Source organism: Floridaenema flaviceps BLCC-F50, from assembly GCF_041929275.2.
In the GTDB taxonomy this organism is placed as follows: Bacteria; Cyanobacteriota; Cyanobacteriia; order Cyanobacteriales; family Aerosakkonemataceae; genus Floridanema; species Floridanema flaviceps.
In genome coordinates this window covers 236,331-256,045 of the sequence record NZ_JBHFNR020000001.1, presented here as the reverse complement: position 1 = coordinate 256,045, position 19,715 = coordinate 236,331, and the positions used below count along the sequence as shown (strand labels likewise).

Here is a 19,715-nt window from a genome sequence, read left to right as displayed (position 1 = left end):
TATCTTTTAGCGCTAAAGCGCAACAACGTACTTTATTCTAGGTGGAGATGTCGATCGGCACCAACACCTGAGACAGAATTCTGCCATCATCGAGAATATATAGGTTGAGGAAACCTCCGATCGCACTGATGAGTAACTGACAAATTCGTAAGTGTAGTCCGGGGGGTTGGCGCAAGGTATGGGGCGCTAAATCATCTTTGGGTAGCTTTTGTAAATCAACGATTAATTGCGGATCGATGTTGCCATTGTCAGTAATCGACAACTCCAAAAAATAATCCGAATGAAAACATTGGGGATAAGGTATTCCTGTATCTTGGGCATTCAGTTGACGATACCAAATATCGATTCTTCCGCCTTCTTCGCCACGTTGACAGGCAGCTAACAATAGTTCGTAAACTACTAGCTGTACCAAGGTAGAACCTCGGTTGAGTAACAAAGCGGCAGAAGTGAGAGCGGTTTTTCCTTGTGTTTCAGTACGCCAGTCTCCCACATCATGTACTTTTGCCCATAGACGGCGACTTTTAATCAAATCATCTACCCGTTCCAAACTCCGACGCAGCAAACTTGTGACTCGAATCGGATCTTCTGAGTGCGATTGTAAAACCGATTGGGTATTCCACAATTCCCGCGCTAGCATTCGGGAAAGCGCCGCTAAAGAACCACCTAAATGAGAACAAAGTTGTTGATAGCGCACTTCCTGGGCAGCTTCTTTAGGGGCAAGAGACGCAAATACCTTTAAAGAAGATGCTACAGTGCGGCAAAAATCTTCTATTGCCCGATGTTTGTACCAGTTTAAACATTGCAGTTCTTCGCGTTCTTGTTGCAAACTCCTGGCGATCAAAGATTCTCGGCGGAACCAAGCAAATTGTGCTACAAGTAAACCAAAGGCTGGTAAGGCACTTTCGGGCCAATGAAAACCTAAGCCATTACAAAGCACTACTACACCTGTGGGAAAATGTTCCGGTGTAGTTCGCAAAGCCATAACGATAATTTCTTCAACTCCTGAAGCTGTTAGCCATTGTTTAGTATTAGGCGTTAGCTGTTGGACATTTTTATAAAGTAAACCATCAGTATTTAAAGCTTCTTGAATCAATTCATCAGCGTAAATTGAAACTGTTTGTTCTGTATTAATGGCAAACTCAGCACTAGGAGGTGTTGTCGCCGTAACTTGGGCAATTTCATCTCCTGGTTGCCAAGAAACTAAGGCAGCTACAGGCGCTTCTAGCAAACTAGCACAAGCCTGTAGCGCACATTCTTCTAACTGTTGCAGCATTTTTGGTAGTTTTGCTGGAGCATGGTTAAACCCCACTGCAATGTTTGGTAGGTTTTTTGTTCCCTTGCCGATTGTTTTTGGATTTGCCATTGCTGTAAGATTAAGCCGATTTGTTGGCTAACTACGCGAAAAACTTCTTTTTCTGCCGCAGAAAAGGTACGGGCACTTTCGCAGGTAATCATCAACAAACCTTTGAGTGATTTGCCGATGCTGGTGTTAGAAATTAAAACGCTTCTTACTCCTGCTTCTAAAAATCCGTCTCTCCAAGAAAGTAATTTTAAGTCTGTTGTTAGGTCTTCTATTACTACTGATTCTGAACTACGTTCTAGTAATTTCCAATCTACATCGCTTAAATGAGGCAATATATAAGGATTTTCTGAGGAGGGAGTTGGATTGCTAACTCTGCTTTCTTTGCCGTTACGTTTTGCTGGTTTACTAGTTGAACCTAAAGGTCGGCGATTAGTGGGATGATTTTGATAAGAGATTTCAAAGTGTTTGTGGTCGCTATCAAAAAGTAATACCAAAAATCGCTCGGATTGAAAGCGTTCTTTTAGCCGATCGCTAGCTTCTTTCAATGTATTATACCAATCTTCATCGCTATAAATGCCTTTGGCAATTTCTGCTAATAATAATTGATCTTGCTTAGTTTGCTTAATCATTGTTTCCATTTGTTCGATCGGGGAAACTAAAGCAATTATTCTCGCTGCACCTCTTAAGTAATTTTTTTCTTCCTCTTTCCAAATTCGCGGGTCGTTACCTTCTACTGATAGAAATCCTAATAGTTCATCTTGTAAAAGAATTGGTGCAGCTAATAAGGATCTAGCTCCCATTCTCTGCAATAACCTACTAGTAACATCAGCCTTTAGGGAACTCAAACTTTCCCCAATGGCAACAATTTGATCGCCCAACATCGCACTATAAAAACTGCCTGATTCTTGCACAGTTATCCCGGAAGCTGGTTGTTGACTATCCCCAGCAATCCCGGCTAAACGATTACTCATGTAACGCCAAAAATAGCGTTTATCTGGTTCAAACCAGTAAATATTTGTGCGAGTTGGGTTGACAAATTGATGGGTTTCGGCAACGATCGCTTCTAGTCGCTGCAACATTGTGGGCAGAGAAGGCAACTTCTGCATGATTGCCAACAAAGGTTCATCAGGGCGCTTAATCCGTTGATGATTCCAATTAATTTCAATCTGATTTAATGAAGCTGCTAGAGTACCTAAAAGTACAGATAATTGCGCTTTTTCTTCAGCTTGCGGCGAAATTCCCCAACCTAATAATCCCAACAATACTACTCCAAAACAGCGATCGCGATGGCGAATCGGAAAAATTAAGGTTCCCCGAATCTTAAAATTAAGTGCTGCTTTGCGCCACTCTCCCGCCCGATTTGCGTCTCCTAGATCGGGAACTCCGATCGGTCTTTGTTGTATTACTACCTGTTCTAACAAATCTCCCGGTTGCAGGAAAAACTTTTGCTTCAAAAAGCTAATATCTCCATTTGGGGTAATGCCACCTTTACCCAAAATGCGATGCTCTATGTGATCGTACAATCCTAACCAAATTAAATCGTATTGAAATTCTGATTGGAGATAATTTAGGGTTGTTTCAATTAATACATCTACGTTTTCTTCTTCCCGGAGGATTTGAAGAACACGACCCAAATTAACAATTTTTTTGTCTTCAGAATACCGCTTTTGTTGTTGGGCCATTTACTATCACTCCCGTTGGGTAATGGGTAGTTGGTAATGGGTTGGTAATTAGGTAATTAGTTAGAAGAGGTAGTGGACAGCGATACGGCAGGAACTTCCTATCTGGCACCAGTTAATTAACTATAAGGTGCTGTCAGGTAAAAAGTTAAAGGATCAGAATAAAAAGAAAGAATTTTCACATTTCCCTTTAAACTTTTTTCCTTTCCCTAGTTGACCAAGGCTTTGCCACTTGGTACAAGAACTGAGGACTACCCAGTTCCCAAAGTAATAGGTAAAATCAACTTACCATCTACCACTTAGTATCTACTACTTAATAGCTTTGGACATATATCAAGCCGTTTTACGCCCCATTGTATTTTCTGGATTAAAAACCGATCCAGAATTTTTGCATAAGCAATTTATGCAAATTTCGACTTGGTTGGATTGTCATAGCGATCGCCCCCCAAGTAGCTGGATACTCAACCAACTACAACAAAACTTCTCGATCGCAGATGCACGCCTGGAACAAAAACTTTGGGCTCACCCAAATCAACCGGAGGTACGATCGGAAAATTCCACTCCAATTTCTCAGTCTTCAGTTATTATTCCCCAATCAGTGGTGTTTAAGAACCCTATGGGATTAGCAGCTGGATTTGACAAGAACGGGACAGCATCGGGTGTCTGGTCAAGCTTTGGTTTTGGCTACGCTGAACTAGGTACTGTCACCCTGAACGCGCAACCGGGAAACCCGACTCCGCGCTTGTTTCGGCTGTTGGCAGACGAAGCCGCACTCAACCGTATGGGTTTTAACAACGATGGTGCAGCAGCGATGGCAACCGCACTGATCGCAGCTTTACAAAGACGACCTAGACCGATCCCCGTAGGAATTAATCTCGGTAAATCTAAGGTAACACCATTGGAGGAAGCAGCCGCAGATTACCTGGGTAGTTTTCGCCTGTTAAAGGATTTGGGCGATTACTTTGTAGTTAATGTCTCCTCTCCCAATACTCCAGGTTTAAGAACTCTCCAAGATGCGCCGATGCTAAGTGCAATCTTGTCTGCTTTACAACAAGAAAACCAAAAGGCTAATAAGCCAATTCTAGTCAAAATTGCCCCCGATTTGGAATGGGATGCAATTTCGGATGTTTTAGATGTTACTTTATCTCATAATTTGGCAGGAATTATTGCTACGAATACTACTATTAGTCGTGAGGGTTTAAAGACTAAAATTTTGCGGGAAACGGGAAATTTGGTTAAGGATGAAGCTGGAGGGATTAGTGGTTTGCCTTTGAAAGCGCGATCGACCCAAGTGATCCGTTTTATTAGAAAAGAAACTAAGGGAAAATTGCCAATTATGGGTGTTGGCGGAATTTTTACGGCTGATGATGCTTGGGAAAAAATTACTGCTGGCGCTTGTTTGTTACAAACTTATACTGGTTGGATTTATCAAGGCCCTTTTATGGTAAAACGCATTTTAGAAGGCTTGTTGGCGAAGTTGGAAGAAAGAGGTTTGTCGAATATTTCTCAAGCAGTGGGATTAGAAGAAAATTGAACCGCATTAGGCGTAGCCTTCCCGTAGGGTAGGACGCAAAGAGCGCGAAGGAAGAGGAAGAATTCGTAGGGTGCGTTAGTGCAACGTAACGCACCATTCCCGCTAACTTTAATAAGCGCAGAAGTATAAACTTGCGCCTTCATACTCCTTCACTTTTTGACCATCGGAAGCCAGAATTGCAAAACCGTTTCCCTCGTAACCTGGAACCCAGAAAACAATAGTCGGAGTAATATTTGGTTTTAACTTAAATACACCTATAGGTTCGGAAATTCCCGGTTCACCATTAGCGGTGGCAAGATTGAGGGGTGGTCGAGGTTCGCCATTGTTAAAGAAGTATTTTTCTTGGATTTGATTGAAGATAACTTGCGAGTTATTAGCGACAGTCATCTTCACTTTATGAGCACTTTCTTTACGCTGTAAAATAATAATTGAACCTGCTTTCCAAGCACGGGCTTCACTGTTTTTCGGCAAAGGTCTGGGTAACAGATTCTCAGGAACCTGTGCTAGAGGCAACTTTTGCACGGGTATGGTGGTAGCTGTTTGGGCATCCCGTTCCGGTAACAGCCAAACAGGGCCTTCGGGGGGTCGTTTGGGTGCAGAAAAAGCTGCCATTGCTGTGGGAATGCCATCACAGCCGTAGCGTTCCTGAGAAGAACGCAGGAATGTTACTTTTTGTTTGAAATTTGGGGCAACTGCTACTAGGGGAGTGCCTGCCTTCACTTTCGCCCAAGCTTCGGTATCAGAAACAATGACCGCTTGCCCGTTTGGGTGCGCTGGCGACCAAGGATATTGCTGCCTTCCCCCGCCTGCAACTGTGGCTAACCCCAACCAACCAGGTGTGGGCAAAAAGGGTTGTTTGGGTAAGTTGGCTGTGGTGGGGGGAGTTTGGGCAGTTGCCGCACTTTTTAATCCCGGCTGTGTTCTTTCAGTTATCAGGAATGGGGTGGTGGAGAGTGCGATCGAAACACTAAGTAATAACCAATATTTTTTAGCAATCATTTCTGCGTTTTTAAAGGCTAAATAAAGTTTTTAGTGTCTTGATTTTAGCAGTATCAATTCCGCATTCCAGTTTAGCAATAGGACTTAAGCTTTTCCACTTACTTTTACTTGCGGTAAAGATAACATCTGCTGCTCGATCGGGATCGATCGCTTCAAACCCACCAATTTTGTATTTAGACAAATAACTCAAACGGCTAAAAATCTCATCTCTAGATGCACGTTTAATACTGATGATTTCTGGTGCTGGTGGAGATGGTTCAGACGGTTTTGGTGGTGAAAGAAAAAATACTTTAGAAAGAGCATCTAACTTTTTACCCTTAGTAATTCCACATTTTAAAGTTGTAATAGGGTTAAAGTTTGACCAATTTTCCCTTTTTGCTTCTGATATTTTATTCGCTGCTATAACTGGATCTACTCCTTTCAAAACACTACCAGGTTCGGAAATTAAGTATCTCAATGCAGAGAGTATAGTATCTCTTGTAGCTATAGATAGGTTAACTTTAGGAGTAGTTTCTCTTGCCAAAATTTTAGCCTGTTCGATGCTTTTTTCATCTGGTTCAATTACAATACACCAAACTCGCTCTAACTCAGCTTTTTGAGCAACTGCGTAAATAAAATAATTACTAACTACTTGGTATTTACCGTCACTTGTTTCTTTGACAATTACAGGAATCCAATTCCTTCCACCTGCTTGCAAAACTGCCTCTGCTGCTGCGGAGATAATAAAATCTGACTCATAAGATTGACCATCAGCTTTAATCTCTTCCAGAGGCAAGTACATTAACTTAAATATTATCTTTTTTAATTATTTCATTATTAGTTGCTGGAATTACAACCCTACCATGTCTCCGAAATAGTTGAATATGAACTCCATTAGTAATAATTCCCCATTGGGCTGTTTGGCAGTTAGGGGCAAGCAGGTACTTTTTAATTTGCTGTCTAGTAGCTAAATATTGAGGTGTATCTTCTGCTAAGTTTATTTTATTGCCAGCACCAGTCGCTCTTGCTTTCACTTCAACAAGTAAATAAGGATTAACCTTAGAGTTAAAAAATATATCACTATCCTTGTTGTGACGAGCAGCAAAATCTACTTTATCTGCACTGTTACCTGTCTTAAACTGGGGACGACGCTCTTGTGCATTAAAGCCCAGAGCTTCCAGAAGAGGTTCTACAAATTGATTACAAATGACTTGCTCTACGCACTCATCGGGCAGGATTTTGTCTAAAATGTTACTCCACTCTGCTAGCAGCATTACTTAGTACCTCAAAATTTAAATAAGTTATTTTACTCACCTAACTACTAGAATCAGCCTTTTGAGTTAATAATATCAACCGTATTTCTTCCTATTTAGCCTGTTAACCAAACACCATTAAAACACGATTATTACTTAAAACTAATGCCTTAAAGCTAAAATATACCATTTTATTTGTTGAATTTAAAGCAATCTGTAGAGACGTTTCATGAAACGTCTCTACAATTTTTATAACGTTAAATTAAGTTAAAATCGCCATAGCCTCACCTACTCCCCAAACACTTACCATGAAACTTACTGTCAAACACTTAGAACAAATCCAAGAAATTCTCCAAAAAGAACAGCTTGACTACCAATTAGAGCTAGATGATGGGAAAATAATCATTATGGGGCTATCTGATATCCAATCTAGTGAAATAGGTAGCCGCTTTATCTGGTTACTCATGAATTGGGTTGCACCTCGCAACCTGGGACGAGTTTTAGATTCAAGTGGTGGGTTTATTCTGCCCAATTCTGATTTAAAAGCGCCGGATGTTTCTTTTGTTTCGGCTGCTAGACTGCGGCAAAGTCCACGTTATTTTGCTCAGATGGTTCCTGATTTAACTGTTGAAATTAAATCACAGAGCGATCGCACTCCACCCCTACAAGAAAAAATCCAACTCTTTCTCACTTTAGGTTCTCAAATTGGTATACTCATCGATCCCGATCGCTTAACTCTAACAGTTTATCGTCGCAATAGCGAACCAGAAATATTAACTAACTCAGATATACTAACTATCCCAGAATTATTTCCCGGTTGGGAACTGCCTATTTCTGAACTTTGGCCTCCCGTATTTGAATAAATCTTAAGCTACAAAAGATTTTGCCATTTCCATAAAAGTTACTTCCCAAACTAACCTGGGTTGAGCATATTTTTGTAGCATTTTTTTTACTTTCTCTAACTTTTCAATCATTCCTCGCTGCTCGAAGTGCTGCCAATAATACTGTTGTAAATAATCTGCTAACCAAAGTTGTGCTTCCGTATCTAAATCTTTATCAATATCTCTTGCTAAATCTAAAGCTTGGCGCAAACTTTGCGGTACTTTTCTTACTTTATTTAACAACTCTTCGGGAATCGTTTGTAATTGTTGCCAAGCAAAAATTGCTTCTCCCGGACTTCCTGCGGCTAATGCTAAAACTTCTGGATGTTGTAGAATTTCCTGGTTTCCGGTTTGGGTTAATACCTGTTCCATCGCTGCTGAATTTAACCGATTAAACGGGATTCTTTGACAGCGGGAAATCAAAGTAGGTAACAAAGATTCCACCGCCGGAGCAATTAAAATTATTGTGGCTTTTCCGGGTTCTTCTAAGGTTTTTAATAAGCCATTTGCGGCGGCTTCTGCCATACTTTCTGCTTGTTCAATTACGACAAAACTTCGGGATGCTTCCAAAGGTGGACGACCTAAAAATTGGCTAACTTCGCGGATTTGTTCTAAGCGAATTTGGGGTGGTGCTTTGCGTTTTACTCCTTTTTCTGCTGCTTCGGCTGCCGAAATTCTCTCACCATTATGTAAATATGTTGGTTCTACCCAAAGTAAATCGGGGTGATTTCTGAGTTGAATGCGTTTTTTTATTGCTGCGCTCTTTTCGGCTCTTTTTTCAGGAGGTAGGGAATTGTAAAAGATTAATTCAATAAAACAACTAGCTGTTAAACTGCGTCCAATGCCATCAGAACCAGCAAATAAATAAGCGGGAGCAATGCGGTTTTGTGCTACTGCTTGCTTGAGGAGTTCTACTGCTTTTTCTTGACCTATAATTGGCTGAAAAAATTCCATGCAAATAAATTACTCGTAATAAATCAGGTTCGTTGTGAGGACTTTAGTCCTTTTATTGAGGCTAGGAACGACTGAAGTCGCTACAACGAACCTTTAAATTAGGTTGGTTGTGAGGACTTTAGTCCTTTTATTGAGGCTAGGAACGACTGAAGTCGCTACAACGAACCTTTAAATTAGGTTGGTTGTGAGGACTTTAGTCCTTTTATTGAGGCTAGGAACGACTGAAGTCGCTACAACGAACCTTTAAATTAGGTTGGTTGTGAGGACTTTAGTCCTTTTATTGAGGCTAGGAACGACTGAAGTCGCTACAACGAACCTTTAAATTAGGTTGGTTGTGAGGACTTTAGTCCTTTTATTGAGGCTAGGAACGACTGAAGTCGCTACAACGAACCTTTAAATTAGGTTGGTTGTGAGGACTTTAGTCCTTTTATTGAGGCTAGGAACGACTGAAGTCGCTACAACGAACCTTTAAATTAGGTTGGTTGTGAGGACTTTAGTCCTTTTATTGAGGCTAGGAACGACTGAAGTCGCTACAACGAACCTTTAAATTAGGTTGGTTGTGAGGACTTTAGTCCTAGTACGACCCAAGTCGCTACTACGAACTTAATTATGAAATCTTAAATTTAGTGTTTGTACCATTGAGTAAATTTGGCATTTAAAATTTTTTGGATTTGTTCGGCGATTAATTCTTCTTTTTGGTTGGCATCTACCCTGATAATTCGCTGGGGATGAGCTTTGGCTAACTCGGTAAAGCCTTGTTGTACTCGGCGGTGAAAGGCTAAATCAGCTTGTTCCATTAAGGTGATTTCCCCTTGTTTGCGCTTTCTTGCTAAACCAATTTCGACATCAATATCTAGCCAAACAGTTAAATCGCTTTCTAAGCCATTTGTAGCTACATGATTTAGCTGGGAAATTAAGGATAGATTAAGTCCGCGACCGTAACCTTGGTAGGCGATCGTAGAATCGGTAAAGCGATCGCACAAAATCACCACACCCTTAAGTAAATTCGGCTTTAACAACTCTTCAACGTGCTGGGCTCTATCCGCAGCATACAACAACAATTCGGCTCTCTCCTGAATCGTCGTCTCTTTACCTCGTTCTAGCAACAATCGCCGCAACTCTAAACCCAAATTTGTCCCACCCGGTTCTCGCGTTACCATTACTGGTTGAGCCTGAATCTGCTCTTCTCGAAATTCCCCCCAGCCACTTTGAGTTAACCAATCATTTAACCGCCGCAACTGAGTAGTTTTACCACAACCCTCCACTCCCTCAAAGACAATCAGTTTGCCAGAGTACCCAGAATTACTCCGTGAAAACTCAGAAACTTTTGCCATCTCCTGCTGATTTCCTTGACCCATTTTCCTGAATGTGAACATAATTTAAAGACAGTGCTAGCAGAATAACAAAGTTGGCAAAAGAGAATCAAAACATCTCTTTGATCTTTGCAAAGGTTAGGTATTATAAGAGGGTCTTGGAACAAAAGCTGGAGGAATTGATGGCTCGTTACACTAGCTCGTATACAGTTGGCCTCCCCTTCCCACGCATGGGGGAATTGGTGGTAGAAGTTTTAAAATCTTGTCCATTAGAAATCACCTACAACACAGGGGAATATATTATGGCAAGGGAAACGCCTGGTAAAGTTTCTTTTTCCAAACTTGCCAGCGTCGAAATCCTGATTGACCGCACCACTTCAACTGAGAAGGAAACTAAAATGACTTTGGTGGTCAAAAACGAAGAGTTACCCTTGCAAGTTGAGAACCACTGCTATCAAATGTTTCAGTTGGTAAGTCAGGCGCTAGTTGGCTATCGCAGTTGGCAAATAATTGAACCAGTAGCTGGATAGCTATCTAAGCTTTAGGATACTTTATATAAGTTTATCCAATGGAATCGATCGGCATCAGTCGTCAAAACTAGCAGGATTAATCAACGTAATGTCGTAAGGGTCTTCAAGCGGTCCCGTGGGTACAGTAGTGTCTGGCTTCAATTGATAATAAGTCGCTTTTACACCAGGACCGAAGACCACCTCATCTTCATCTTTGAGATCGTGAGCAGATGTTTTGCGGCCATTAATAATCAAACCATTGGCGCTAGCCTTGCCAGTAGCATCTCCATCCATAATCCGGTAGTAATAACTGCCATCTTTTTTGGGTAGCTGAACTAAAGTAGCATGACGACGAGAAACAAATTGGGAGTATAACCGAATATTACACTCTGGATCTCGACCGATCGAATAAGCAGGCTTAGTGAGTACAAACTCCTTACGCCCCTTGTCATCTTCCACCATTAGAACGTATTTACCGTTTGATCTTGCCATTGAAGAACCTGTCCTGCAACGAAATTAAATAAGACTATCATCCACCTTAGTGTCAAAATCAATTAACTAAAACCGTTTGTGTGAAACACAAAAGTAAAAAGAGCAACAACTGTAAATTTTCTGGCAGTTTGACCCTTTTTACTGTTTTGGTTTTTGGTATTAGTTAATCATTAGGGTTTTGTTGACTCCCAGGTAAGCGACGTAACAGCAATGAGTTAGTCACTACACTAACAGAACTAAAAGCCATCATTGCACCAGCCGCCGCCGGATTGAGAACTACCCCAAACTTAGGTAACAAAATACCTGCGGCTAAGGGAATTCCCAAAATGTTGTAAGCAAGTGCCCAAAATAAATTTTGGCGGATTTTGTTGAAAGTGGCACGGGAAAGTTTAATCGATGCCACAATATCCATGACGGCATCCCGCATTAAGATAATTTGAGCGCTTTCGATCGCTACATCCGTTCCTGCGTGCATGGCAATACCCACATCTGCTTGCGCTAAAGCTGGTGCATCATTGATCCCATCACCAATCATAGCGACTCGATGACCTTGACTTTGGAGATCGGCTACAGTTTGCGCTTTGCCATCTGGTTGTACCTGCGCCAAAATATCCGCTGCGTCAATTCCCAATTTTTGGGCAACTAACACAGCTGCTTTTTGCTGATCTCCAGTCAGCATCATAACTCGCAACCCTAGCTGTTTCAAAGCGTCCACTGCTGTAGCAGCATCAGATCTCACCGAGTCAGTAAACGCAATTAACCCTAACAGACAATTGCCAGCAGCCACATAAACTATAGTTTTTCCGGCATCTGCCAAGATGCTGGCTTTCTGACTCAGACTCGGATCAATTTCTACACCATGCTGTTGCAACCAACTTTCCGTTCCGACTAATACTAATTGCTGTTCGACTTTTGCAGATACACCCTGTCCTGGTTCAGTATAAAATTCTTGAGCAGCCAGAATCGATAAACCAGCTTGATTTGCGGCTTGGTTAATGGCGGAACCTAAAGGATGGCGACTACCACTTTCAGCTGCGGCGGCAAGTTGCAGCAGGGAAAAGTTCGCTTCCTGCGAGTTTTTTGATTCTAAATTTGGGTTGGGGATACAGTCGGTGACGGTTGGATAACCACTGGTGAGGGTGCCTGTTTTGTCGAAAACTACTGTATCTAAGGCAGATACTCGTTCCAAAACATCTCCACCTTTAATCAGTAATCCCATTTCTGCGCCGATGCCAGTACCAACTAAAATGGCGGTTGGGGTGGCTAGTCCCAAGGAACAGGGACAAGCGACTACCAAAACTGCGATCGCTAATTTTAAACTCAACAGTAATGGTGATAACTGTTGAGTTACATGGTGTGCGCCATGATTCATGGCTCCATTAACTAAAACATCGGGCCAAATCCGAGTTCCGGCAAAGTACCAAAATAAAAAGGTGAGTGTGGCTATTGTCATCACCCCGTAGGTGAAGTAACCTGCTACGGTATCGGCTAATCTTTGTACTGGTGCTTTGCGAATTTGCGCCGTTTCAACTAAATTGACAATCTGAGCTAAGGTGGTATCCTTACCTGTACGGGTAGCTTGAATGGCGATCGCTCCACTTTGATTGAGAGTTCCCGCAGCCACCAGATCTCCTTTTTTCTTACTCACAGGTATGGCTTCCCCGGTAAGCATTGACTCGTTTACCGTAGTTTGTCCTTCCACGACTTCGCCATCAACAGGGATTTTTTCTCCCGGCAATACCTGTAAAAATTCTCCCACGCGCACTTGATCTGCGGGAATTTCCACGCTATTTTGTCCGAATGCTGCCACACTAGGATCGGCGATTAAACGAGCCTGGGGTGGTTGTAGAGAAAGCAAGGCTTCAAAAGCAGAGGCGGCTTTAACTCTAGCTTGTTGTTCTAGGGTTCTGCCTAATAAGATAAAGCCTAAAAGCATTACTGGTTCATCAAAAAAGCATTCCCAACCTAATTGGGGGAATAGTAGCGCGATCGTACTCGCAGTATAAGCGGTAAACGCCCCCAAACCAACTAAAGTATTCATGTTGGGGGAACCATGCCGCAGTCCGCGAAACCCATCTACTAAAATAGAACGACCAGGCCCTAATAAGGTAGCGGTAGCTAGTCCCCAGTGAAACCAAAATGAAGTGAGAATTGTCAAATGTTCGCCAGGGATTAAGGAATGTCGGCTTAAATGACCAATTCCTGAGAGAATTATCAGAATAGTTGCTATTATCAGTCGTCCAATTGAAGATTTTATTTCCTGACGATGACGTTCGGCTGGACTAACATAATCACTGCCCTTTAGCTGATTTTGCGAAGTTCTCGGTTGACTGGGGAAACCTGCATCGGTCAATTTAGCGGCTAAAGTGTATGGTTCGACTTTACCGGATTTTACCTCACAAACTGCCACTTCCGTAATCAGGTTGACACAGGCGGAGATCACGTCTGGATGTTGTGTCAGCTGATTTTCTACAGCTTTGACGCATCCAGCGCATTTCATTCCTGTAACATCCAGGGTAATTGTTTCTGATTCTGGGTGAGAGTTGGCGATCGCTAATTCGCTCTGCACTTGCATAGACTTTATAATTTACCTTGACACCTACGCGCATCAAATAGTGTACCTATTTTGAGGGTAGGCGAAAGGTAGACTAATTGGCTGTAAATCAACAACTTTTTTAATCTACCAGCAGGTGCTAAACAAGATGCCGATAGGAATAAAAAGGTAAGTTTGTTCGCCTTTTAATATCGATCGCTGATTTATATTCGCCGCGTTTTTGCCTTTCGGCAACTATTTGGAATGCCACCTCTGATTCTAGTCCACTGGCAATTAATTCCTGAACTGACATCACGTTTAAGCGTTTCCAAGAGGAGTGTGCCTCTTTCTTGTAGTCATAACTAAAAGTTACCAGCGGTGCTATGCGAGGCAAATAATTTTCTGGTATTCCCGCTATTTCGTGTAACTCTTCTAAGTGAGTAAAAATGTATCCTTCTTTTTGCAGCGATTCTATATCGTTAGCGTAGACAATAGGTAATCCTAAAAGATTCACTAAGTCATCTTTAGAACAATTATTAATGTCTACTTTACCCCGAACTTGGGCAATTAAAGCAGCCGTTTGGGAGGTTTCTGGTAACAATACTCCTTTAGGAGCAGTTTTAATCAAGTACCTTTTTTTTAAATAGAAAGCAATAACTATTTGTGATACCCAAATTGGTAATGCTAAATGGCTCGAAGATAATACCAATGCTGCAATAGTAATTCCTGCTCCTAAAACAATCCAATTGGATGTGTTAGCTTTATAACCTGCATAAACAAGTGCTAACCCTCCCAATCCTGGAATACAGGAACACCAGACCCATTGCGGAGTTTGTTGCAACCATGAATCGCGTGACATTTTCCTGAAAGTTTAAATGATTAATTTACAAGTGATCGAGTAACTTTCGGCGTTTTTGTTCGTATTCTTCGGCAGTAATTACACCTTGTTCGTAAAGTTTCTTTAAATCACCTAAAGCACTAGTAGCATCTTTGGCTGAAACTGCTCCTCCGGCAAAACTTCCACCCCTACCGTTAAATTTAGCATCAAATTCTCGATCGGACATGAATAGAAGCATGAAAAATTCCACGAAAGCAATTAACGTAGGAATAAAAGTCCAGGAAAATAGTAAGTAAACAATTCCAGCTAAATTTTGCCCCAGATAAAACTTATGAATTCCTAACCCGCCCAGAAAGAAGCATAAAACGATCGCTACGCCTCGATTTTTCATTTTTTCCTCGTTTTAAAATTATCAGTGATTTTGCTATTTTATAGCTAATATTACGGAACATACTGTTCTTGAATTAGCTCAAACTAATTGATATCGATGTCTCTATTTTTGGCGAATTTAGTATTTAGGAAGTAGAGTAAAACTATAATTACTTTGACTTCCAACAATACCAAATAAGCTCTTAAATAAACGTTTAGCTCGGTTGCTGAAGTCAGGGAAAATGCGATCGCGCCAATTACGACAAAAGGCACCATACGCCACCCAGATAAAAGCCAATTCCTCTTAGGATAGATGGAATTATTCATTGCTTAAGTTACTCTATGCCTTTTTGGATCTTCTTTCTATTTAGCTTAAGTGTCAAGGGATTGCTAAGTAATGTGTTGTTTTTGCAGTTAATCGTTACAAAGAAACTGCAAAATTTACACATTCCTCAGCAAAGAGTTACAGCTTTTCCTGAAGGAAAAACTATACACCACTACCCAGGATAAACAAACTAATCAAAGTGCCGCTATTCCAAAGACTGTGGAGAAAAATGGGTGCTAAGAGATTGCGTGATCGAGTATACACTACACCTAATACTATGCCCAAAGTTGTTAAGGGCAGAACTTCGGAAAGGCTAAGATGTGCGATCGCAAATATTAAACTACTAGTAATAATTGCGCCCCAAACTGGTAAGTAACGAGTTAAAGAAGGCAACAAAAATCCCCGAAATAGGAGTTCTTCAAAGATGGGGGCTGCGATCGCTGCTGTGACAAAAAATATACCTAAAGCCACCAGATCTTTTGTTTCCAATGCTAAAGATAATAGCGGATTACTACCGCCTTGTCCCTGCCAAATCCTCTGGTTAATTAAGGAAATTAAAATCACCAAAGGCAAAGCTGCCAAATAGCCACCAAATCCCCAAAATAACCACTTATCTAAGATTTTAAACCGAAACCATCCTTCAGGTAAAGGTAAGAAAGATTTAATCGACCCATACAAAACCAACAAAGCAGCAGCAGCTACTAAGAGATAATTAACAAAAACTAAAAAAGCCTTCGATCGTAAATCAAAATTTGTCGTATCCAGACCCAGCAATTTCAGCGTTATTGGTAACACCAAAACAGACACCAAAATTTGCATCAGAAAAAAGCCTGCAACAAACACCTGTAAAATAGTTTCCCCATCCCAAGGTGTTGACCAACTTAAATCTCCATTCCGCGCCAACAGAGAATCTTTACCTTTAATTGCTCTTTGAATTAACAAGAACAGTAGTAATCCTACCCCTATTAAAAAACCTATTGTCGGTACAGCCCCCACAAATGCCAATTTTAAAACCGCCTGTTCTGCTATTTCTTGTTCCGCCGCTTTTAGTTGGGATAAAGCCTCTTCTCTTTGCTGTAATGTATAAAGTTGAGATAAAGCTTGATAACGAAACCAACCATCTAAAGATTTTTTGATTGTCGCTTCCGAATTAGGTAGAATTTGCGCTGGTTGATTCCACAAACCAAGCAAAACCTCAGCAGTTTTTCCAGATTTAGAATTAGAATTTTTTGCTTCTAATCTTTTAATTACTGATTGCCAAGTTTGAATGGCAATTTCGCTTTCTCCTTGTTTAGCCTGTAAAATTCCTAAACGCAAATCTACTTGATTAATGAAATCTTGTAACTGCGTAATAGTTGTTTCCAGTTGTTCAGTTTTAGCTGGCAAAACTTCTGCTTGCGCCTTAGCTTTTGCTAAATTAGTTTCAGCTTGTTCTCGCGCTTCTTGATATTGCTTTTGGGCATTTTTCAAAGGTTCTATGCCAATTAAAGCATCCCGCAAAGATTTACTATTTGCTTCCTCTCCTGGTTCCCCTTGCCACTGAGTTGCGTGTAGCAGTAAATTAGTTTGGTATAGTTCCAAACGGCTTTGAATTTGTGGCTGTTGCCAACTACCCAACAAAGATGGGCCAATGAAAAACACAACTAAAAAAACCGTTAGGAAACCTAAAATTATTCTTTTGAGTGTCATTTAACTCTCCGCAATTTATCCTTACCATTAAAGCTTATTTGGGATCTAATGAGTGTAGCTGTTGATGTCTCAATTAAAAAAATGTTACTAATTCAGTTTAAACTTGACCAAAATAGAAAGTATCTGTATTAGGATCGATCGCAAATCGTATCCTCTCCAAAAACCCATTTAACCCAATAAAGGAAGGAAAATCACCCCAATACTCCTCAACTTCTGGCACAAAAACTGTAGAGTCAACATCTAAACCTTCACCTTCTCTTGCTACTAATCTGATATTCAAACGAACAATAAACCCATCCAATCGCATACCTCTAATTAACATTGTCCTTCTTTCCAATGCAGCAGCGGGATTTACTCCTGCAATTCGGGCAATTTTTGGTGCCAAAATTACATAAGGTGCGCCTGTATCAACTACAGCTATAGTTTTAATACCTTGAATTTCCACTTGAAGTATAATTCGATTTGTGGTTTCCGTTGGCGTTGCAGGTCTATAAGAATAGGGAATAGCACCTGTGGCAAAAAAATCACCGTTAGAAAATAGTAGTAGCATTAGTAAATCGGTGTCACCAATATGCCTGTATTCTTAATTTCACCTATCTGTTTAATTATTTCATCTAAATCATTCCCAGATGCTAAAAGTTTACCGTTTTTTAGTGCTACCCAACGTCCGCGATACTCAGCAATATTTTTCTTAATCCATTCATGATCGGCTTGAATTTCAGGATGTCCTCCGCGATCGACAGTAGTTATCTTAGCAGGAGCTAAAATATAAGCATACTTTTGCAATTCTTGATGTTCTGGATAATGCTTAAGACCTTCAGTTGCTATCTGCCATGCTGCTTTCCAATCATAGCGATCTAATTCTCGATCGGCGGCGTTAATATATTCTTCAGGTGTGTTGTACATCATGTTAATTTACTCATTTTCATCGGATTTTACAGTGACAGTTAATTTTAAACCTAACTCTTCTAACCAAAGACTTAAATTGTATATTTCCGCACTACCTTCGACGGATAAAATGCGATCGAGTTTTGCCAACTGCTGTTCATTACCAAGTGCTTCGGCTACATCTTGCAACGCCGCTTTGAGTAAATTTGGTTCGGGATCTTTTTCTTCTAAAATAGCTTCAATGTAACCAGCAGCATATTCAGGATTTTTCAGCCTTTCAATCAAAGATTCGTGATAACCTACACTTTTACCCATTTTCTCAACTCCGATAATTTGCCCAGTACATTTTAGCAATTGAAATATCTTGTTCTTGGGTACTTTTATCTCCACCGCAAAGAAGAAGTACAATAGTAGATCCTAGCTGTCCAAAGTAAATTCTGTAGCCAGGGCCATAGTCAATTCTTAACTCAAAAACACCTTCACCGACAGATCGATAATCTCCTAAATTACCTTGTGTAACTCGCCTGAGTCTGGTATCAATCTTAATTTGAGCTTTCTGGTTACGCAGGGAATTAAACCACTCCTCAAAAGGAATTCGTCCGTCAGGAGTGACGTAACGTTGAATTTGTCTTGGTTGAGCTTCCATGATTTAGATTGTAGTAGAGCATCGAAATGTCCAACCATGAGGTAAAATCTTCTTGGCACAATTATGCTCTGTCGCCCTCACCGAAAACCTTTGTGGAGGATAAACCCCTGTCAACTCGCGTTATCCTTGTCCGTCACGGGCAAAGCAGCTACAACAAAGAAAAAAGAATCCAAGGTCGCTTAGATGCGTCTATCTTAACGGAAGAAGGTCGTGCTACTGCCGTTCAAGTTGCTAGCGCCCTCAAAGGACTGAAATTTGCTGCAATTTATAGTAGTCCTTTACAACGTGCTAAAGAGACAGCATTAACTATTTTTTCCTGTTTAGAAACATCAGATCCAACTTCAGTAGAAGTCAAAGATAATCTGATGGAAATTCACTTACCTCTTTGGCAAGGAATGTTAAAGGAAGAGGTAAAAGAAAAGTTTCTCGAAGATTATAAATGTTGGAAGCATCGCCCTCATGAATTGCGAATGCTAGTACCAACAGAAACAGGCGAAAATGAAGAGTATTTCCCGGTACTAGCTTTATTTGAACAAGCTAAGTCATTCTGGGAAGAAATATTACCGCGCCATCAAGGGCAAACAATTATGATTGTGGCGCATAACGGGATTAATCGATCGCTAATTTGTACAGCAACCGGAATTCATCCAGCTTCCTATCATTCAATTCAACAGTCCAATTGTGGCGTAAGCGTTTTGAATTTTCCTGATAATTTCTCCTTTGACGCAACCGGAGAAAACAGCAAAGGAGTTCAACAGGTACAACTCGAATCAATGAATGTGACTAGCCATTTAGGGGAAAGTTTACCGAAACCTCGCCCTAATCATAAAGGCCCCAGGTTATTATTAGTCAGACATGGGGAAACTGAGTGGAATCGTCAGAAAAGATTTCAAGGGCAAATTGATGTGCCTTTGAATGAGAACGGCAAAGAACAATCAAAAGCAGCAGCAGAATTTCTGAAAAATATAGAAATTGATTTGGCTATTACAAGCCCAATGTTGCGCCCCAAAGAAACAGCGGAAATTATCTTAAAATATCACCCAGAAGTTTCATTAGAATTGCTGACTGATTTGCAAGAAATTAGTCACGGACTTTGGGAAGGAAAGTACGAAAATGAGATTGAAGAAAGTTATCCTGGTTTGTTGAAAAAATGGCAGAATGAGCCGGAAACTGTGCAAATGCCAGAAGGGGAAAACTTACAACAAGTTTGGTCAAGAGCGATCGCAGCATGGCAATCAATTATAGTTAAATACAGCCAACAACCAAAAACCATTTTAGTTGTCGCCCATGATGCAATTAATAAAGCTATTCTCGCCCATCTATTCAACTTAGGCCCCGAACATTTCTGGAACTTTAAACAAGGCAATTGTGCCGTCACCGTCATCGATTATCCTGATGGAATAGAAGCTTTACCAGTCCTGCAATCAATGAATATCACCTCTCACTTAGGCGGAGGCGTATTAGATAAAACCGCAGCTGGCGCATTATAAAAGTTTTGAGTTTTGTTAGCGTAGCGGTGCGTAGCACGTTT

The 19,715-nt window shown here is 40.9% G+C and carries 21 protein-coding genes; 4 read left to right on the top strand and 17 right to left on the bottom strand.

Translation table 11 applies throughout. The annotated features are described in order from the left end of the window. Positions 1–37: 37 nt before the first annotated feature. Together ACE1CI_RS01245 and ACE1CI_RS01240 are read right to left on the bottom strand one after the other, a co-directional pair. Positions 38–1,273 (bottom strand): hypothetical protein, encoded by a 1,236-nt coding sequence (locus tag ACE1CI_RS01245; protein ID WP_496615182.1) that lies wholly within the window; start codon positions 1,271–1,273, stop codon positions 38–40. Then, entirely contained in the window at positions 1,258–2,985 is a 1,728-nt protein-coding gene (locus ACE1CI_RS01240; protein ID WP_496615181.1) for a GAF domain-containing protein, read from the bottom strand. Before ACE1CI_RS01240 ends, ACE1CI_RS01245 begins: the two co-directional genes overlap by 16 nt. 319 nt (positions 2,986–3,304) lie before the next feature. On the opposite strand from ACE1CI_RS01240, the gene ACE1CI_RS01235 reads away from it, so the two are divergent. Continuing rightward, complete coding sequence (locus ACE1CI_RS01235; protein WP_413264577.1) at positions 3,305–4,516, top strand: quinone-dependent dihydroorotate dehydrogenase; 1,212 nt, start codon at positions 3,305–3,307, stop codon at positions 4,514–4,516. Between the two features lie 108 nt (positions 4,517–4,624). On the opposite strand, the gene ACE1CI_RS01230 is transcribed toward ACE1CI_RS01235, so the two are convergent. Genes ACE1CI_RS01230 through ACE1CI_RS01220 form a run of 3 tightly spaced genes read right to left on the bottom strand, consistent with a single transcriptional unit; the run spans position 4,625 to position 6,768 of the window. Continuing rightward, the gene (locus ACE1CI_RS01230; RefSeq protein WP_413264578.1) at positions 4,625–5,515 is read right to left on the bottom strand and encodes a hypothetical protein; all 891 of its coding nucleotides are present in this window, start codon (positions 5,513–5,515) and stop codon (positions 4,625–4,627) included. Positions 5,516–5,525: 10 nt separating this feature from the next. Further along, positions 5,526–6,296 carry a ParB N-terminal domain-containing protein gene (locus tag ACE1CI_RS01225; protein ID WP_413264579.1) on the bottom strand — a complete coding sequence of 257 codons (771 nt, stop codon included), beginning with the start codon at positions 6,294–6,296 and terminating at the stop codon, positions 5,526–5,528. Positions 6,297–6,300: 4 nt separating this feature from the next. Next, on the bottom strand, positions 6,301–6,768 hold the full coding sequence (locus ACE1CI_RS01220) for a hypothetical protein (protein ID WP_413264580.1): 468 nt from the start codon (positions 6,766–6,768) through the stop codon (positions 6,301–6,303). A gap of 287 nt (positions 6,769–7,055) precedes the next feature. Here ACE1CI_RS01220 and ACE1CI_RS01215 point away from each other — a divergent pair, with 287 nt between their 5' ends. Further along, positions 7,056–7,610, top strand: coding sequence for a Uma2 family endonuclease (locus ACE1CI_RS01215; protein ID WP_413264581.1), 555 nt, complete (start codon positions 7,056–7,058; stop codon positions 7,608–7,610). Positions 7,611–7,613: 3 nt separating this feature from the next. Here ACE1CI_RS01215 and ACE1CI_RS01210 read toward each other — a convergent pair whose 3' ends face one another. Together ACE1CI_RS01210 and tmk are read right to left on the bottom strand one after the other, a co-directional pair. Continuing rightward, complete coding sequence (locus ACE1CI_RS01210) at positions 7,614–8,582, bottom strand: DNA polymerase III subunit delta' (RefSeq protein WP_413264582.1); 969 nt, start codon at positions 8,580–8,582, stop codon at positions 7,614–7,616. 623 nt (positions 8,583–9,205) lie between these two features. After that, the gene (gene tmk / locus ACE1CI_RS01205) at positions 9,206–9,916 is read right to left on the bottom strand and encodes a dTMP kinase (RefSeq protein WP_413262466.1); all 711 of its coding nucleotides are present in this window, start codon (positions 9,914–9,916) and stop codon (positions 9,206–9,208) included. Between the two features lie 161 nt (positions 9,917–10,077). Here tmk and ACE1CI_RS01200 point away from each other — a divergent pair, with 161 nt between their 5' ends. Then, positions 10,078–10,425 (top strand): hypothetical protein, encoded by a 348-nt coding sequence (locus ACE1CI_RS01200; RefSeq protein ID WP_413262464.1) that lies wholly within the window; start codon positions 10,078–10,080, stop codon positions 10,423–10,425. Positions 10,426–10,479: 54 nt separating this feature from the next. Here the strand turns inward: ACE1CI_RS01200 and ACE1CI_RS01195 are convergent, their stop codons facing one another. From ACE1CI_RS01195 to ACE1CI_RS01150, 10 genes are all read right to left on the bottom strand, one after another. Beyond that, positions 10,480–10,896, bottom strand: a complete 417-nt coding sequence (locus ACE1CI_RS01195) for an FHA domain-containing protein (RefSeq protein ID WP_413262463.1) — start codon at positions 10,894–10,896, stop codon at positions 10,480–10,482. Between the two features lie 163 nt (positions 10,897–11,059). Then, a complete protein-coding gene (locus ACE1CI_RS01190) occupies positions 11,060–13,471 on the bottom strand; it encodes a heavy metal translocating P-type ATPase (RefSeq protein ID WP_413262462.1) in 2,412 nt (803 codons plus the stop codon). Between the two features lie 118 nt (positions 13,472–13,589). After that, positions 13,590–14,288, bottom strand: a complete 699-nt coding sequence (locus ACE1CI_RS01185; RefSeq protein ID WP_413262461.1) for a helix-hairpin-helix domain-containing protein — start codon at positions 14,286–14,288, stop codon at positions 13,590–13,592. 25 nt (positions 14,289–14,313) lie between these two features. Then, on the bottom strand, positions 14,314–14,658 hold the full coding sequence (locus tag ACE1CI_RS01180) for an NINE protein (protein ID WP_413262460.1): 345 nt from the start codon (positions 14,656–14,658) through the stop codon (positions 14,314–14,316). A gap of 83 nt (positions 14,659–14,741) precedes the next feature. Then, positions 14,742–14,963, bottom strand: a complete 222-nt coding sequence (locus ACE1CI_RS01175) for a hypothetical protein (RefSeq protein ID WP_413262459.1) — start codon at positions 14,961–14,963, stop codon at positions 14,742–14,744. A gap of 160 nt (positions 14,964–15,123) precedes the next feature. After that, positions 15,124–16,650, bottom strand: a complete 1,527-nt coding sequence (locus tag ACE1CI_RS01170) for a CPBP family glutamic-type intramembrane protease (protein ID WP_413262458.1) — start codon at positions 16,648–16,650, stop codon at positions 15,124–15,126. Positions 16,651–16,747: 97 nt separating this feature from the next. Further along, on the bottom strand, positions 16,748–17,200 hold the full coding sequence (locus ACE1CI_RS01165) for a hypothetical protein (protein WP_413262457.1): 453 nt from the start codon (positions 17,198–17,200) through the stop codon (positions 16,748–16,750). After that, positions 17,200–17,559 (bottom strand): DUF5678 domain-containing protein, encoded by a 360-nt coding sequence (locus ACE1CI_RS01160; RefSeq protein WP_413262456.1) that lies wholly within the window; start codon positions 17,557–17,559, stop codon positions 17,200–17,202. Before ACE1CI_RS01160 ends, ACE1CI_RS01165 begins: the two co-directional genes overlap by 1 nt. Before the next feature lie 6 nt (positions 17,560–17,565). Further along, entirely contained in the window at positions 17,566–17,853 is a 288-nt protein-coding gene (locus ACE1CI_RS01155; protein ID WP_413262455.1) for a helix-turn-helix domain-containing transcriptional regulator, read from the bottom strand. Positions 17,854–17,857: 4 nt separating this feature from the next. Next, positions 17,858–18,184: a type II toxin-antitoxin system RelE/ParE family toxin gene (locus ACE1CI_RS01150; RefSeq protein WP_413262454.1), complete on the bottom strand. Its 327-nt coding sequence runs from the start codon at positions 18,182–18,184 to the stop codon at positions 17,858–17,860. 107 nt (positions 18,185–18,291) lie between these two features. Here ACE1CI_RS01150 and ACE1CI_RS01145 point away from each other — a divergent pair, with 107 nt between their 5' ends. Continuing rightward, complete coding sequence (locus tag ACE1CI_RS01145; RefSeq protein WP_413262465.1) at positions 18,292–19,674, top strand: histidine phosphatase family protein; 1,383 nt, start codon at positions 18,292–18,294, stop codon at positions 19,672–19,674. The last annotated feature ends 41 nt before the right edge of the window (positions 19,675–19,715 follow it).